Origin of the sequence: Sulfuricurvum sp. IAE1 (assembly GCF_004347735.1) — a bacterium.
Classification (GTDB): Bacteria; Campylobacterota; Campylobacteria; order Campylobacterales; family Sulfurimonadaceae; genus Sulfuricurvum.
The window spans coordinates 31,921-47,532 of sequence record NZ_SLTI01000004.1; the positions used below are offsets into that span (position 1 = coordinate 31,921).

The window sequence follows — 15,612 nt, forward strand, 5'->3', positions numbered from 1 at the left end:
ACCTACGCCAGACACCCGTTTATACAATGCATCACTTCTTCGACCTGAGGTTCATCCCCCTCGGCATTGAAAACGGCATGGTGGCGTCTGTCGATCGGCAGATAGCGGTAGGGGACGGTAAAGAAAAAGATCCCGACCGTCGGCGTGCCGGCGGCAATAGCCATGTTCCGGATTCCCGTATCGCCGCTTACCACCATGCGTGCTTTCCCCAAAAACGGCATCAACTCCTCCAGCGGCATCGGGTCGAGCTTGCGGACAGCCGGATACGCACGCAGGCTCTCCATCAGGCCATCGACTTTTTCGTAATCGCGTATCCCTTCGAGCACAACATGTTCGACATCGGGGTAAGCATCCGCCGATCGGGCGATCAATTCGGCGAAACGGTCCTGCGACCAGCACTTCCAACCCAGCGACGCGGTCGTAAAATAGACGATATAGGGGCGTTCCCGATCGGTTTCATAGGACGGATAGCCGTATTCGAGCACCTGTTTTTTCGGGGCACCGAGGATGTAAAGCATATGCAGCAGGGTCTCCACCTCGGGAACCAGATCCGAGCGGAGAACGGCGATATCGTAAAACAGGCTGTTTTTGAATTTGCGATAAGGGAATCCTATCTTCAAGCGCGCCTTGGTCATCATACAGATGATCCCGGACAAAGAAGTGTCGGCCATATCGAACACGATATCGTGTTCCCCGAGCGCTTTTATGTCACCCAGACGTTCGCCGTAGGTCGTTTTTTTGCCCTCTTTTTTCTTGTGTACTACGTGTACACGGTCGACGAGGTCCTCCGGTGCGCCGTAAGCGTAATTGTTCACGATGCTCAGCGTGATCTTCGCGTTGGGGAAAAACTCCCTCGCCTGAATCAAAAACGGCCGCAGGACCATCATATCCCCGATCGCCGCATGGCGGATCACCGCAATCGATCGAACCGATTCGGGCGACATCGCCGCCGCTCTCTCCCTGGCTTTACGGGTTGCCCATGCCCCTTTTTCATACCATAGTTTCATTGCTGCATCTCTTCAAAAATTTTTAACATCCGTTCAAACTGTTTGCTGCTTTCAAACACATCGAGCGCTTTGCGCTTCCCCTCCTGCGCAAGATCCCCCCGTAATTTCGGGTCGTCGTGCAGCCGCCGGAGTTTGAGGTTCAGATCCTGCGCGTCGAATGTGGTGAACAGCAGGCCGTTGAAGCCGTCGTCGATGATCTCCAGTGGCCCCCCGCTTCGGCTGGCGACAACGCAGATCCCGCACATCATGGCCTCGATCAGCACCAGACCGAACGTCTCTTTTTCGGTTGCCAGCACGACGACGTCGCACAACTGCATCATTGCCTGCGCCTCTTTCGTAAATCCCGTAAAGACCCCGACGTCGCCGTAACGCTCCTTCAAAGAACCCAGGTAGCCTTCATCCATCGCATGGCCGACAATCAAAGCCTTGGCATTCACCCCTTCCGTGTGCAGTGTCTCGACCGCCTCGAGGACCAGGTGCTGCCCTTTGGGGTGTTCGATACGCCCTACGATGCCGACTGTAAAAGCATCCTCAATCCCCAATTGCCGACGGCGCGACGCTTTTTCGTCCGCTCCGATCATCTGGGGCTGTTCCGCCCCGATATAGAGTACCTCGATACGCGGACGCACTTGGGAGGGGATGAATTTTTCGATCTGCGATTTAACCTGTTCCGTCACTGCCAGCATCAGATCGATATTTTTATAGATAAACCGGTGATAGAAGTCGTTTTTGAAACGGGTCATCGTCATGTGCCGGGACTGCACTACTTTGGGTTTTCGTTTGGAAAGCAGCTTGGCGGCGACCGCGAGAGGAAGGTCTTTCGTCCAGTGCAGATGCAGCACGTCAATCCCTTCATCGTCGATGATACGGGCCAGTTCCCGTGCCCCGATCCACGACAACAGGACGTTGCGACGTTTCATACTCACGTAGCGTTCCGGACCGTTCCGATAGTATTCTTGCAGTTTTCCTTTTTCGTTAATGACGCTGACACAGCGCCCCTGCAGATAGTGCGCCGCACGCATCATATAAAGTTCCAGCCCTCCCAGATCGGGGGAGAGGCACAGTTCGCAGATTTTTTTTCCCATGGCCCGCCATATTTGGATAAATTATAGGTGAAGATAATAACAAAGAAACCCTGAAAGTACCGATTTTGGGACTATTTAAGTTGATTTTGCATAAGATTATACATATGACAAAATATTAAAATTTACTTGATTTTTTATTTAAGCAATCATTAGAGTAATCACAGATTAATAATGTGGATGGATAAAGTTAATGACCAATATCATTTTATGTGGTGGCTCCGGGACACGTTTATGGCCGATCAGCCGAACATCGATGCCCAAACAATTTGTCAAATTATTTTCTAAACAGTCTCTTTTTCAACATACTCTTCAACGAAACGCTCAGGTTTGTTCCAATCAAATCATTGTCTCAAATTCAGAACAATATTTTATGGCTCTCGATCAATCAGATGAATTAGGATGCAAGAACAATCGTTATATTCTTGAACCGATGGGACGTAATACAGCTCCGGCCATCACGTTGGCATGCATGGCCTTAGAGCCTGAAGAAATTGTCCTTGTGACCCCTTCTGATCATCTTATAAAAGATATAGAAAATTACATTCATGCTATTAAACAAGCAGAAGAATATGCACGGAATAACTACTTAGTCACTTTTGGTATCTATCCAACTTTTCCAGAAACCGGGTTCGGGTACATTGAAGCTGACGGCGAAAATGTCAAAGCATTTCATGAAAAACCAAATTTGGTTACCGCTCAACAATATTTGGCAACAGGAAATTACTATTGGAATAGTGGGATGTTCTGTTTTAAAGCAGGTGCTTTTTTAGATGAATTAAATACATGGGCTCCTAATATTTATCATCAATGTGTACACGCGTATACCAATGCAATAAAAGAACCAATCATTCGTATTCGTTATGAAGATATGATAAGCATTTCCGATATCAGTATAGATTACGCAGTGATGGAAAAAAGTCATAAAGTTAAAGTTATTCCAAGCCAAATCGGTTGGAGCGACGTCGGAAGTTTTGATGCTCTATATCACGAACTTCCTACAGATGCAGATGGTAATACACTCGATGACAACTATATCGGATTCGAGAGTAGCAATAATCTTATTTTAAGTGATAATCGTCATATTTCAACAATCGATGTAAACAATCTTATCATTGCAGATACCGAAGATGCTCTTTTAATTTGTCAACGAGGCTCCAGTCAAAAAGTAAAAGATATCGTTGCTAGACTCAAAAATCAAAAAACTCAATTGCCTAATATTCATCTAACTACACATCGCCCGTGGGGAAGTTACACTGTTTTGGAAAATTCCGAAGGCTATAAGATAAAACGTATTGAAGTTAAACCTGGGAAACGGCTCTCTTTGCAGAAGCACTTGCATCGAAACGAACATTGGATAGTACTAAGCGGCATTGCCACTGTGACAGTAGGAGAGGAAACTTACAATGTACTTCCAAATGAATCCACTTATATTAAAGCGGGCGAGATACACCGATTGGCAAATGGAAGCCAAACTCCCCTTATCATCATTGAAGTGCAAGTAGGTTCATATACTGGTGAAGACGATATTATAAGATTAGAAGATGATTTCAATAGATAAATTTTCCCTTGTAGTTGAAAATACTCCCCTTATATCGATCGATTTTATTCTTGAACATTCAGGGAAATATATATTGGGGAAAAGGATTAATGCACCAGCAAAAGGGTATTATTTTACTCCTGGAGGAAGGATTTTCAAAAACGAATCCATTTCCGATGCCATCAGCCGAATCAGCACAAACGAATTGGGATTAACATTATCGAATCAAGATATCAAATTTCATGGCGTTTATGAACATTTTTATCAAGATAGTTTCATGTCATCAACAATAACGACCCATTACGTTGTATTGGCTTATCACGTATTACTCAGCAAACAACCGGTATTGCCGACGAGTGAGCATAGTGACTACCGCTATTTCAGACTAAATGATTTAATGACCCATCCAGAGGTTCATACTTATGTCAAAGATTATTTCAAGGAGAACATATGAGTCAATCAAAAATAGCTCTTATTACAGGTATAACAGGCCAAGACGGTAGTTATTTGGCTGAATTTTTGCTCAAAAAAGGCTATACAGTACATGGGGTCAAACGGCGATCTTCCCTTTTTAATACCGATCGGATCGATCATTTGTACCAAGATCCCCATGTAGATAATCAAAAACTTTTCCTTCATTATGGGGATATGACAGATTCCATGAATTTAACGCGAATCATTCAAGAAGTCCAACCGGATGAAATCTACAATCTAGCGGCTATGAGTCATGTTCATGTCAGTTTTGAAACGCCTGAATACGTTGCCAACGCCGATGGAACCGGGACATTACGTATCCTTGAAGCTGTCAAGCTGCTCGGCCTTACAAAAAAAACAAAAATCTATCAGGCCTCTACATCTGAGCTTTATGGAAAAGTTCAAGAGACACCTCAATCAGAGACGACTCCTTTTTATCCGCGTTCACCCTATGCGGTCGCCAAAATGTATGCCTATTGGATTACCGTAAATTATCGTGAAGCATATGGAATGTTTGCGTGTAACGGTATTCTTTTTAATCATGAATCTCCGGTGCGTGGTGAGACATTTGTAACCCGCAAAATTACCCGCGCCGCGTCAAAGATCGCCCTTGGGCTACAAGACAAGCTTTATTTGGGAAATCTTGATGCCAAAAGAGATTGGGGCCATGCAAAAGATTACGTGAAGATGATGTGGATGATTCTTCAGGCCCCAGAACCCGAAGACTGGGTAATTGCTACAGGACAAACGACTACAGTTCGCGATTTCGTTCGTATGGCATTTGGCTATTGCGGTATTCATCTCCGTTTTGAAGGTAAAGGTGTTAATGAAATAGGGATTATCGATTCTTTAGATTATAAACGTCTTGAAGAATTAAATCTTTCAGCAACCAACTTGTCACTGAATACTACGGTAGTAGCTGTAGATCCACGTTATTTTCGTCCTACAGAAGTAGATTTGCTGCTAGGCGATCCGACAAAAGCAGAACAGAAGCTTGGGTGGAAGCGTGAATATCATCTTCAGGATTTGATTAATGACATGATGGCATCGGATCTCAAACTGATGACCAAAGATGTTTATTTGCAAGAAGGCGGATACAAAATTATGAGTTATTATGAGTAAACATGGAAAAAACCAGTAAAATTTATGTTGCAGGCCATCGGGGTCTGGTAGGTAGCGCTATTGTCAAAAATCTTCATTCAAAAGGGTATTCGAATATTATTACCCGTACTCACGCTGAACTTGACTTAATGGATCAACGAGCAGTTGCAGATTTTTTTGAAACGGAAACACCCGAATATGTTTTTCTCGCAGCAGCCAAAGTAGGAGGTATTATCGCTAATAATACCTATCGTGCAGAATTCATTTTTGAAAATCTGACTATTCAAAATAATGTCATCCATCAAAGCTATCTCCATAATGTTAAAAAACTGATGTTTCTGGGAAGTACCTGCATCTATCCACGCGATTGTCCTCAACCGATGAGAGAAGAATATTTACTTACGAGCCCTCTTGAATATACTAATGAACCCTATGCGATTGCGAAAATCGCAGGAATCAAAATGTGTGAGAGCTACAATCTTCAATACGGTACTAATTTTATTAGTGTCATGCCTACCAATCTATACGGGCCAAATGACAATTTTGATCTCCAAAAATCTCATGTTTTACCTGCACTCATTCGTAAAATATATCTGGCTAAACTTCTCAGTCAAAACGAAGAACAAGCCATTTTAGATGATCTTCAAATGACAAGCATTAAGAGTGCCAAAGAGTATCTGAATGCATTCGGTGTCACCGGCGAACGTGTAGAAATATGGGGTAGTGGGAAGCCGATGCGTGAATTTTTATGGTCGGAAGATATGGCCGATGCCTGTATTTTTCTAATGGAGAACCGTAATTTCAAAGACACTTTCAGCTCAACATCCGAAATCCGTAATTCACATATCAATATCGGAACAGGAAAAGATATCAGCATTGCGGAGCTTGCAAAACAGATCCAAAAAATAATCGGATTTACGGGTGAACTTTATTTCAATGCCTCGAAACCGGATGGAACTATCAAAAAGCTGACAGATGTTTCCAAACTTCATGCACTCGGATGGAAACATAAGGTAGAATTGCATGATGGCATTACACAAATGTACCAATGGTATATATCTCAAAAAGGAAATAAAGCATAATGTATCTTTTTACCAGTGAAGTAGTCAGCCCGGGGCACCCGGACAAATGTGCCGATATTATCGCCGACAGCATCGTCGACCGCTTAATCATGGGCGATCCGAAAAGCCGCGTCGCCAGTGAAGTCTTCGTGGCCGGAAAACACGTCGTTATCGGAGGGGAAGTCACTTCCGCCGTTCAGCTGAGTACCAAAGAATATAAAAATATCGCCCTCGAAGCGCTTAAAAAAATCGGCTACAACGGCCACCCGCATTTTACCCGTGAAGAGTGTCTCCACCCCGACGAGGTTGAGGTACAGGTATTGCTGAACCGCCAGAGTCCGGACATCAACCAGGGCGTCGACCAAGAAGGCGGCGAAACGGGTGCGGGAGATCAGGGGATCATGTTCGGCTATGCCGACTGTGAAACCGCCAACTACATGCCAAGCGCTATCACCTATGCGCGGATGCTGATGGAGAAAGTCTACCATTATGCCCTGAACCACCCCCACAAGCTGGGTGTCGACATCAAAACCCAGGTCACGATGGACTACGGTAGAAAAGAGAATTTTGAAAACTGCCAGCCTCAGAAAATCCATACCATCGTCGTTTCGGCACCGTGCGTCAACACAATGAACATCGAGCAGGTCCGCGAGCTGATCATGGAACTGATCCTCGACACCGGTCTTCCGACGCAGCTTTTCGATCCGAAGGACTGTATTATTCATATCAATCCGACCGGCAAATACGTTTCCCATTCGAGCCTGCACGACAGCGGCCTGACCGGGCGTAAACTCATCGTCGACAGTTTCGGCGGATACGCTCCTATCGGCGGGGGTGCACAAAGTTCGAAAGACTATACGAAAGTCGACCGTTCAGGATTGTATGCCGGCCGCTGGCTGGCCAAACACATCGTTGCAGCCGGTCTAGCAAAAAAATGCGTCGTACAGATCAGCTACGCGATCGGCGTCGCCAAACCGACTTCGGTTGCGGTCGACACCTACGGAACCGTAGTCGAAGGGCTAAACGACGATACTCTTTCTCAATTCGTCATGGACAATTTCCCGCTGACACCAAACTGGATTACCCGCAAATTCGATCTTGACCACCCCAGCGAAGAGACGTTTCTCTACGCCGACGTCGCCAGCCGCGGACAGGTGGGCCAGAGCGACTATCCGTGGGAAAAACTGGACGAACTTGAAAAATTCGAAGCTCTCCGCTAAATGAAAATCGCTATTGCCGGGACCGGGTACGTCGGGCTCTCTAACGGGATTTTGCTCTCTCAGCACAACGAAGTCGTTGCGCTGGACATCATCCCTGAAAAAGTGGCTCTCATCAACAGCAAAAAATCGCCGATCGAAGATCCCGAAATCGAAGAATTTCTGCGTACCAAAAAACTGGATTTCAAAGCGACCCTTGACAAAACCGAAGCGTACGAAAACGCTGATTTCATCGTCATCGCCACCCCTACCGACTACGATCCCGAAACCAACTATTTCAACACCAAATCGATCGAATCGGTGATCGCCGACGTCCTTGGAATCAATCCGCAGGCCACCATGGTCATCAAATCGACCGTTCCCGTCGGATATACCAAAAAAATCCGGGAGCATTTCAATACCGAAAACATTATTTTTTCGCCCGAATTTTTACGGGAAGGCAAGGCGCTTTACGACAACCTTTACCCCTCCCGGATCATCGTCGGAGAACAAAGTACGCGGGCCGAACGTTTTGCATCGCTCCTTGCACAGGGAGCATTCAAAGCCGACATCCCGATCCTATACACCGATTCAACCGAAGCCGAAGCGATCAAATTATTCGCCAATACCTATCTTGCCATGCGTGTTGCTTTTTTCAACGAGCTTGACAGTTATGCCGAGAGCCATGGTCTGGACTCCCGTCAGATCATTGCGGGGATCGGCCTTGATCCCCGTATCGGCGATTATTACAACAACCCCTCTTTCGGGTACGGCGGCTATTGCCTTCCCAAGGATACCAAACAGCTTCTGGCCAACTACCGGGACGTTCCCAATAACCTGATCCGCGCGATTGTCGATGCCAACACGACCCGCAAAGACTTTATCGCCGAGAGCATTATCCGTAAAAATCCCAGAACCGTCGGGGTCTACCGTCTCATCATGAAAGCGGGATCCGACAATTTCCGTTCTTCCGCCATCCAGGGAATCATGAAGCGGATCAAAGCAAAAGGGATTGAAGTCATCATCTACGAACCGGCACTCGATGATGAAGAATTTTTCCACTCGCGGGTCGTCCGCGATCTCGATGAGTTTAAAAAACTCTCGGATGTGATCATTACCAACCGTCAGACAGATCTGCTCAGCGATGTGCAGGACAAAGTTTACACCCGCGATCTGTTCGGAAAAGACTAAAGGACATCAATGAAAATACTCGTAACCGGAACGGCGGGATTCATCGGAAGCCACTTGGCTTTAGCGCTTTTAGCGCGCGGAGACGAAGTCGTCGGGCTTGATAACATTAACGATTATTACGACCAGCGGGTCAAATACGGACGGCTGGTCCGCGGAGGCATTTTAAATGAGCTGGACGAAGGCCCTTCCATCGCCTACAATCAGCTGTTAAGCTCTTCGAAATATCCCGGGTACAAATTCATTAAACTCAACCTCGAAGATAAAGATTCGATGATGAAACTTTTCGAAACGGAAAAGTTCGACGCCGTCTGTAACCTCGCGGCACAAGCAGGAGTACGCTACAGTCTGAGCAATCCGCAGGTATACATCGACAGCAATATCGTAGGCTTTACCAATATTCTCGAAGCGTGCCGCCATCACGGGGTGAACAACCTTTGTTACGCCAGCAGCTCGAGCGTATACGGACTCAACGAAGAGCTGCCGTTCAGCACCGACCACAACGTCGATCATCCCATCAGCCTCTACGCCGCCAGCAAAAAATCCAACGAATTGATGGCCCATACCTATAGCCATCTTTTCGGTATACGTACGACCGGTTTGCGGTTTTTTACCGTCTATGGCCCGTGGGGACGTCCCGATATGGCTCTTTATCTTTTTGTCAAAGCGGCATTCGAGGGTGGCGTAATCGATGTCTTCAACAACGGCGAGATGTTCCGCGATTTCACCTATATCGACGATATCGTCGAGGGGATTATCCGCGTCATCGACAACCCTGCCCAATCCGATCCGGGATGGAACGGCAAAACCGGGCGTGCTTCCACTTCCTCGGCGCCGTATAAAATATACAATATCGGCAACAACAACCCTGTCCGGCTTATGGATTTCATCACGGCGATCGAGAACAAAATCGGAACGACGATCCGTAAAAACTTCCTCCCCATCCAGGCGGGAGATGTTCCCGCGACCTATGCCGATGTCTCCGATCTTATAGAGGATCTGGGTTACAAACCCGCCACTCCGGTACAAGAAGGGATCAACCGTTTCGTGGACTGGTATATGGATTTTTTCAATGTAAAGGTTCCAAAAGCATGAAAGACACCATCTGTGTAATCGGTTTGGGCTACGTGGGACTTCCACTCGCCCATGCCTTCAGCAGCCGATACAAAGTGATCGGATTCGACATCTCCCAATGGCGTATTGATGAACTTCAAAACGGCTACGACCGCACTCTCGAATTGTCCGAGGCGCAAGTGAAAGAAGCGCTCGCCAACGGCATGGAGTTCACGCTGGATATCGAGAAGATCAGACCATGTAACATCTATATCGTGACAGTCCCCACCCCGATCGATAAACACAAAAAACCCGATCTCACGCCCCTGATCAAAGCCAGCGAAACGATCGGAAAAGTTCTTAAACACGGAGACATCGTCATTTACGAATCGACCGTTTATCCGGGTGCGACGGAAGAAGACTGTGTTCCCGTTCTTGAAAAATTTTCGGGGCTGAAGTTCAATACCGATTTTTATTGCGGCTACTCTCCTGAGCGGATCAACCCGGGAGATAAAGAACACACCGTCACCAAAATCAAAAAAGTGACAAGCGGAAGCACCCCCGAGACTGGAAAAAAAGTTGATGCCCTGTATGCCAGTATCATCACTGCCGGAACCCATCTGGCCCCCACGATCAAAGTCGCCGAAGCGGCCAAGGTGATCGAAAACTCCCAGCGCGATATCAACATCGCTTTCGTCAATGAGCTTTCGATTATTTTCAACCGTTTGGGGATCGATACAAACGCCGTCCTCGAAGCCGCAGGAACGAAATGGAATTTTCTCCCTTTCAAACCCGGCCTTGTCGGAGGCCACTGTATCGGCGTAGATCCGTATTACCTGACCCACAAGGCTCAGGAAGTCGGCTATAATCCCGAAATCATCCTCGCAGGCCGCAGATTGAACGACAACATGGGTATTTATGTCGCCAACCAGGTCATCAAACTGATGATCAAAAAAGGGTATCGTATCGAAGGTTCCAGGGTTCTGGTCCTGGGGATCGCCTTCAAAGAAAACTGCCCCGACATCCGTAATAGCCGTGTCATCGACGTCATCACCGAACTTCGTGAGTTCGGATGCGTTGTAGACGTCAGCGACTATTGGGCCGATCCGGCAGATGTAAAACACGAATACGGGATCACGCTGGCCGAAAACGTCGACCCCAACACCTATGACGCAATTGTACTGGCCGTTGCCCACGAAAAATACAAAACCTACGAATTTGATGATGCTAAAGTCGTATTCGACATTAAATCGATCCTCAAACGCGCCGACGGCAGACTATGAACGAAACAAGCGATTTCACCATGAACGAAGCCAAACTGATCTCGATCTGCATACCGGCCTACAACCGTCCCGCCGAGTTATCCAGACTACTCGATTCCATTGATGCCGATGTGGACAGCGTAGAAATCGTTATTGCCGAGGACTGTTCTCCCAAACGCGAAGAAATCCGTCATGAGGTCGAAAAGTTCATGCAAAGTACCCGCTATGAAATCCGGTACTTCGAAAACGAAAAAAATCTTGGCTTTGACGGCAATCTCCGAAACCTTGTCGACCGGGCTGCCGGTACTTACATCATGTTTATGGGGGATGACGATTTATTCGTGCCTTCGGCACTCGATGAATTTATCGCTTTTCTCCAAGAGCATACCGATAAAAAATACATACTGCGTTCGTACCTTGTCCGGCACGAAAGTGGCCAAATCGAATATTTTAGGTACCTCCCCGCCACGACGGAATTCCTTCCCGATTCCGAGACCGTAGCCTGGCTTTTTAAACGAAGTGTCACAATCTGCGGTTTTACGATCGATCGGGAAGAAGCCCGAAAATATTCCACGTCCGATCTGGACGGTACCTTGCTTTATCAGGTCTATCTGATGGCTCAGGTATGTTTGCGCCATCCCTCCATCTATTGCGACATCCCGGTTGTGGAAATGGTTCAGACTTTTCGGAAGGACACCCCGATGTTCGGAAATTCCGAAGCGGAAAAATCGCGTTACACCCCAGGCTCGGTCAGCGAAGACAATTCCATCAATTTTTCAAAAGCCTATTTCGAGGTAACACAATATCTCGACGCCCGGCACGGAACGGATTTGACCCGGCGAGTGCGGGAAGATCTGTCCAAGTATTCTTATCCGTTTCTTTCGATTCAGCGCAAACGGGGGATTAAAGCATTTTTACACTATGCGGGCAGGCTCGAAAACGAATTGGGCTTCGGATGTACGAAATATTTTTTCTTATACAAATGGGCGCTTGTCATATTGGGAGAAAAATGGTGCGATAGAACCATCACGTTTATCAAAAATATTGTCGGTCACACACCGAAACTTTAAAGGAAAGCATCATGAAAAAAGCTTTAATCAACTTGCTACTAAAACTTGCAGGATTACTCAATAAAAACAAAACCTATAATATCAGTATTGGAAATGAAAAACTTATCGTAAACCTGGGTTGCGGGATGCATTGTCTCAAAGGATGGCTCAATATCGATGGCTCGCTGACGTCGCTGCTTGGTACAAACAATACATTTTTAAACAAACTGCTGTACAGGCTTGCCGGTTCGTCGCAATATTACTCGTTTGAAACTTTCAATGACGTAATTGTCACAAAAAAATTGCGCTGGTATAACCTTGTCAACGGTATCCCACTGGAAAACGACTCTGCCGATGTCGTTTTTACAAGCCATTTTCTCGAGCATCTAAGCAAAAGCGACGGCTACCGTTTTCTCGAAGAGTCGTTTCGGGTGCTTAAACCGGGCGGACTGATCCGAATCGCCGTCCCCGATCTCGAAATCGCCATCCAAAAGTTTAATAACGGTGAAATCGACCAAACACAGGACCTTTTTTTTTACACAAGTGAAGATTGCGACTTCTCCGCCCACAAATACAACTATACTTTCGGAACCCTCAAAGAAAGACTTCAAAAAATAGGCTTCTGTGACGTTACCAAACGCAATTACCAGGAAGGTGACTGCCCGGATATCGATTATCTGGATGTATATCCCGATCATTCTCTATACGTCGAAGCAAGAAAAACAATCTAACACTACCAAAAGGTCAACTCATGCATACATACAATTCGCTCAAAAAAATAATTAAAAGTAATGAACTTCTTTATTCTTTCTACCAATCAATACGCTATCCAAAAGCTGCAAGCGTTAAAAATCTTTTTCAAAAAGTCAATAAAAAAATTACCGTTGAAAATCTTAATGGATTTTACTTCGATGGCAAAGATAGCTGGGTTAGAGTTTACGATAATTTAGAATTCCTGTACGTTAATAGTCAATTAGGTGGATTATTGGAACTTGAAAAAAAAACGGGTTTTGAAACTGCACAAATAAAGCTATTGGAAAAAAATTTCCACGATGGTGATATATTTGTAGATATAGGCGCCAATTTTGGCTTATATAGTATTTTTGTTGAAAAAAAGTTTCCAAACTCGTCGATACATGCTTTTGAACCCGTACCCGAAACCTTTACAATTCTTCAAAAAAACATAGCCCACAATCTTTGCTCGCATATTGCTATCAACAATATTGGACTTTCCAATAAAAATGATATTTTAAAGTTTACGTGTGATAAATATGCAGGTAATCATATCGTCTTAGATCCCACAGATCAAGACGATACTGTATCCATCAATGTCATCACACTCGACGAATATGCAGAAAAAAACAATTTATCCAAAATTGACTTTATTAAATGTGACGTTGAAGGTGCAGAATTATTTGTACTCCAGGGAGCGACTAAAATAATTACTCGAGATCACCCAATTATTTTGATAGAAATACATAATAATTGGACTCAAAGATTTAATTATACGACCAATGATGTTATCAATTATCTAATAAGTTTCGGATATAAAATGAAAATGATTGATTATAAAACAAGAACCGTAGAAGAATACGATCCATTCAGGCAAGCTGAAATATATGATTATATTTTTTATAAAAATGACATAATTTTATAAATATAAATGCAAAAAACACCTCTTCGCTTCCTACGTAAGAATAAAGAGTTTCTTTCAACAATATCGTATCAAATAACTTTGTTGATTGGTTCTCTCCTTCTGCTGAAGCTGCTTGCGTATGTTCTTTCGCTTCAAAATTACGGTTATTACTCTCTTATCACTTCTATTCTTGCTTTAATATTTGTATTTCCTTTTGGTGTTTTTTTACAGGGGGTTGGAAGATATGTATCAGTGTATGACAACAAAAACCAAAGCCGAGAATTTTTCACAATTATTCTAGTATTGTTTGTTATCGCAGTTATTTTTGTAGCAACCATCGCTCTATTACTACATAATGTTCTCTCTTTTAAGAAAACCTGGCATATGCTTTATCTGTATGTGCTTTTTTTAGCAATCTCAGAAATCTTTAAAAGTTTATTTTCTGCTATCAATAATGCCAAAAGGCAACGCAACAATTTATTCATCGCATCGATAATTGAATATACCGCAAAACTGAGTTTGATATACGGTAGCTATCTATACATCGATACTGCAATTGAAAAAATTATTTTGGCTTTGATCATTAGCAACGTGCTGGCTATATGCATAATGATTTCTAAAAACCTTAGTCTTTTCACGATAGATGCTTTTGCATATCAAAAAGCAAAAATAATAATTGTTCGCATCTGGCTTTTTTCATATCCGTTACTAATCTGGGCATTCTTTACATGGCTTAGAGATATGTCAAATAGATGGTATCTTGATTATTTTTGGGATAAAGAAAAAGTCGCATTATTTACTATGCTCGCTTCTATTGCGCTTATAATGCCGACTGCCCTTCAATCGTTAATAGGCAGTTTTTTTTTACCTATTCTTTACCAGAACCATAACACGAATAAAAACTTTATCAATACTTTTTCAACTATTGTATTGCCGACGATTTTCATACTTTTGTGCATAGCTTCAGTATTCGTCTATGTATTTAAACATGAAATTATTTTATTGATTGCGGACTCCAAATATCTAGAACTCTCATGGATGTTACCATGGATGTTCATTATCTATAGCTTTTATATTATTTCCACTCTGGCTTCATATGAACTTTTTGTCCATAAGGCAACAAAAAAACTAATAATTTCTTCTACTTTACCAGGGGTTATTTCAATAACATTTGGGTATTATCTTATTAAAGTAAATGGGTTAGAAGGTGCTCTATACAATTATGCCATCACATATCTAAGTTTTTCAGTATTGACTTTTTACGCAGTGCTTAAACATCGAAGAGGAATAAATGATAAAAAAAATTTACCAAAAAATTAATTATTTATATAAATGCTATATTTTAAAAGATAAGTTAACATTGGCTTATGATCAATGGGTTCACGACAATGCCGAAAATACCCTGCGATTGGATTACCCATTGAATCGTAATTCTATTGTCTTTGATGTCGGAGGATATCAAGGAGAATTCGCTGAAAAAATTTATGAAAAGTTTGAATGTACTGTGTATGTTTTTGAACCCGTTACAAAATTTTATGAAATCATTCAAAAAAAATTTGACGGAAATAAAAAAATACATACGTTTAACTTTGGTCTATCTGATACTAATACATCTTTCGAAATCAGTGTCGCAGATGACGCTTCGTCCATCTACAAAAAAAATGATTTGTCAGAAGTGATAAGATTAGTCAATATAACTGATTTTATCGCGCAACATAATATAAAATATGTAAATTTACTCAAGATAAATATCGAGGGTGGTGAATTCGAATTACTTCCCGAAATGATCCGTACAGGATTTGTAGAATCTATTGATAATATTCAAGTTCAATTTCATAATTTTATAGCTGATGCAGAAGCAAAGAGACAAGCAATCAGAAAAAATTTATCTAAAACCCACCATCTGACATACGATTATTATTTTATTTGGGAAAACTGGGAAAAAAACAATTAATCTGTCATC

15 protein-coding genes are annotated in these 15,612 nt (G+C 43.6%); 13 read left to right on the top strand and 2 right to left on the bottom strand.

The window, feature by feature from the left end; translation table 11 throughout:
* Nucleotides 1-2: 2 nt before the first annotated feature.
* Nucleotides 3-1,007 (bottom strand): glycosyltransferase family 9 protein, encoded by a 1,005-nt coding sequence (locus E0765_RS00275; RefSeq protein WP_132811213.1) that lies wholly within the window; start codon nt 1,005-1,007, stop codon nt 3-5.
* Nucleotides 1,004-2,092, bottom strand: coding sequence for a glycosyltransferase family 4 protein (locus E0765_RS00280; RefSeq protein ID WP_132811214.1), 1,089 nt, complete (start codon nt 2,090-2,092; stop codon nt 1,004-1,006). Before E0765_RS00280 ends, E0765_RS00275 begins: the two co-directional genes overlap by 4 nt.
* 190 nt (nt 2,093-2,282) lie before the next feature.
* Here E0765_RS00280 and E0765_RS00285 point away from each other — a divergent pair, with 190 nt between their 5' ends.
* From E0765_RS00285 to E0765_RS00345, 13 genes are read left to right on the top strand one after another with little or no spacing between them, the layout of a single operon-like run.
* Nucleotides 2,283-3,650: a mannose-1-phosphate guanylyltransferase/mannose-6-phosphate isomerase gene (locus E0765_RS00285; RefSeq protein ID WP_132811215.1), complete on the top strand. Its 1,368-nt coding sequence runs from the start codon at nt 2,283-2,285 to the stop codon at nt 3,648-3,650.
* Nucleotides 3,634-4,083 carry a GDP-mannose mannosyl hydrolase gene (locus E0765_RS00290; protein WP_132811216.1) on the top strand — a complete coding sequence of 150 codons (450 nt, stop codon included), beginning with the start codon at nt 3,634-3,636 and terminating at the stop codon, nt 4,081-4,083. Before E0765_RS00285 ends, E0765_RS00290 begins: the two co-directional genes overlap by 17 nt.
* The gene (gene gmd / locus E0765_RS00295; RefSeq protein ID WP_132811217.1) at nt 4,080-5,225 is read left to right on the top strand and encodes a GDP-mannose 4,6-dehydratase; all 1,146 of its coding nucleotides are present in this window, start codon (nt 4,080-4,082) and stop codon (nt 5,223-5,225) included. The genes E0765_RS00290 and gmd overlap by 4 nt, the downstream gene beginning before the upstream one ends.
* Nucleotides 5,226-5,227: 2 nt before the next feature.
* The gene (locus E0765_RS00300; protein WP_132811218.1) at nt 5,228-6,286 is read left to right on the top strand and encodes a GDP-L-fucose synthase; all 1,059 of its coding nucleotides are present in this window, start codon (nt 5,228-5,230) and stop codon (nt 6,284-6,286) included.
* Nucleotides 6,286-7,485 carry a methionine adenosyltransferase gene (gene metK, locus E0765_RS00305; protein WP_132811219.1) on the top strand — a complete coding sequence of 400 codons (1,200 nt, stop codon included), beginning with the start codon at nt 6,286-6,288 and terminating at the stop codon, nt 7,483-7,485. The genes E0765_RS00300 and metK overlap by 1 nt, the downstream gene beginning before the upstream one ends.
* Entirely contained in the window at nt 7,486-8,652 is a 1,167-nt protein-coding gene (locus E0765_RS00310; protein ID WP_132811220.1) for a nucleotide sugar dehydrogenase, read from the top strand. It begins immediately after the preceding gene.
* 9 nt (nt 8,653-8,661) lie between these two features.
* Nucleotides 8,662-9,744 carry an NAD-dependent epimerase gene (locus tag E0765_RS00315; protein ID WP_132811221.1) on the top strand — a complete coding sequence of 361 codons (1,083 nt, stop codon included), beginning with the start codon at nt 8,662-8,664 and terminating at the stop codon, nt 9,742-9,744.
* A complete protein-coding gene (gene tviB / locus E0765_RS00320) occupies nt 9,741-10,985 on the top strand; it encodes a Vi polysaccharide biosynthesis UDP-N-acetylglucosamine C-6 dehydrogenase TviB (protein ID WP_132811222.1) in 1,245 nt (414 codons plus the stop codon). Before E0765_RS00315 ends, tviB begins: the two co-directional genes overlap by 4 nt.
* The gene (locus E0765_RS00325) at nt 10,982-12,034 is read left to right on the top strand and encodes a glycosyltransferase family 2 protein (RefSeq protein ID WP_132811223.1); all 1,053 of its coding nucleotides are present in this window, start codon (nt 10,982-10,984) and stop codon (nt 12,032-12,034) included. The genes tviB and E0765_RS00325 overlap by 4 nt, the downstream gene beginning before the upstream one ends.
* Before the next feature lie 11 nt (nt 12,035-12,045).
* Nucleotides 12,046-12,744, top strand: a complete 699-nt coding sequence (locus E0765_RS00330) for a methyltransferase domain-containing protein (RefSeq protein WP_132811224.1) — start codon at nt 12,046-12,048, stop codon at nt 12,742-12,744.
* 20 nt (nt 12,745-12,764) lie between these two features.
* Nucleotides 12,765-13,670 carry an FkbM family methyltransferase gene (locus E0765_RS00335; protein ID WP_132811225.1) on the top strand — a complete coding sequence of 302 codons (906 nt, stop codon included), beginning with the start codon at nt 12,765-12,767 and terminating at the stop codon, nt 13,668-13,670.
* Nucleotides 13,671-13,676: 6 nt separating this feature from the next.
* Nucleotides 13,677-14,969, top strand: a complete 1,293-nt coding sequence (locus tag E0765_RS00340) for a hypothetical protein (RefSeq protein WP_132811226.1) — start codon at nt 13,677-13,679, stop codon at nt 14,967-14,969.
* The gene (locus tag E0765_RS00345) at nt 14,941-15,603 is read left to right on the top strand and encodes an FkbM family methyltransferase (RefSeq protein WP_132811227.1); all 663 of its coding nucleotides are present in this window, start codon (nt 14,941-14,943) and stop codon (nt 15,601-15,603) included. Before E0765_RS00340 ends, E0765_RS00345 begins: the two co-directional genes overlap by 29 nt.
* Nucleotides 15,604-15,612 lie beyond the last annotated feature (9 nt).

Excerpts from the sequence above, each read along its gene's own strand:
- E0765_RS00280 (WP_132811214.1), bottom strand. The coding sequence starts at position 2,092 with ATGGGAAAAAAAATCTGCGAACTGTGCCTCTCCCCCGATCTGGGAGGG.
- gmd (WP_132811217.1), top strand. The coding sequence starts at position 4,080 with ATGAGTCAATCAAAAATAGCTCTTATTACAGGTATAACAGGCCAAGAC.
- E0765_RS00290 (WP_132811216.1), top strand. The coding sequence starts at position 3,634 with ATGATTTCAATAGATAAATTTTCCCTTGTAGTTGAAAATACTCCCCTT.
- E0765_RS00300 (WP_132811218.1), top strand. The coding sequence starts at position 5,228 with ATGGAAAAAACCAGTAAAATTTATGTTGCAGGCCATCGGGGTCTGGTA.
- E0765_RS00340 (WP_132811226.1), top strand. The coding sequence starts at position 13,677 with ATGCAAAAAACACCTCTTCGCTTCCTACGTAAGAATAAAGAGTTTCTT.
- E0765_RS00330 (WP_132811224.1), top strand. The coding sequence starts at position 12,046 with ATGAAAAAAGCTTTAATCAACTTGCTACTAAAACTTGCAGGATTACTC.
- E0765_RS00345 (WP_132811227.1), top strand. The coding sequence starts at position 14,941 with ATGATAAAAAAAATTTACCAAAAAATTAATTATTTATATAAATGCTAT.
- E0765_RS00275 (WP_132811213.1), bottom strand. The coding sequence starts at position 1,007 with ATGAAACTATGGTATGAAAAAGGGGCATGGGCAACCCGTAAAGCCAGG.
- tviB (WP_132811222.1), top strand. The coding sequence starts at position 9,741 with ATGAAAGACACCATCTGTGTAATCGGTTTGGGCTACGTGGGACTTCCA.
- E0765_RS00325 (WP_132811223.1), top strand. The coding sequence starts at position 10,982 with ATGAACGAAACAAGCGATTTCACCATGAACGAAGCCAAACTGATCTCG.
- metK (WP_132811219.1), top strand. The coding sequence starts at position 6,286 with ATGTATCTTTTTACCAGTGAAGTAGTCAGCCCGGGGCACCCGGACAAA.
- E0765_RS00285 (WP_132811215.1), top strand. The coding sequence starts at position 2,283 with ATGACCAATATCATTTTATGTGGTGGCTCCGGGACACGTTTATGGCCG.
- E0765_RS00315 (WP_132811221.1), top strand. The coding sequence starts at position 8,662 with ATGAAAATACTCGTAACCGGAACGGCGGGATTCATCGGAAGCCACTTG.
- E0765_RS00335 (WP_132811225.1), top strand. The coding sequence starts at position 12,765 with ATGCATACATACAATTCGCTCAAAAAAATAATTAAAAGTAATGAACTT.
- E0765_RS00310 (WP_132811220.1), top strand. The coding sequence starts at position 7,486 with ATGAAAATCGCTATTGCCGGGACCGGGTACGTCGGGCTCTCTAACGGG.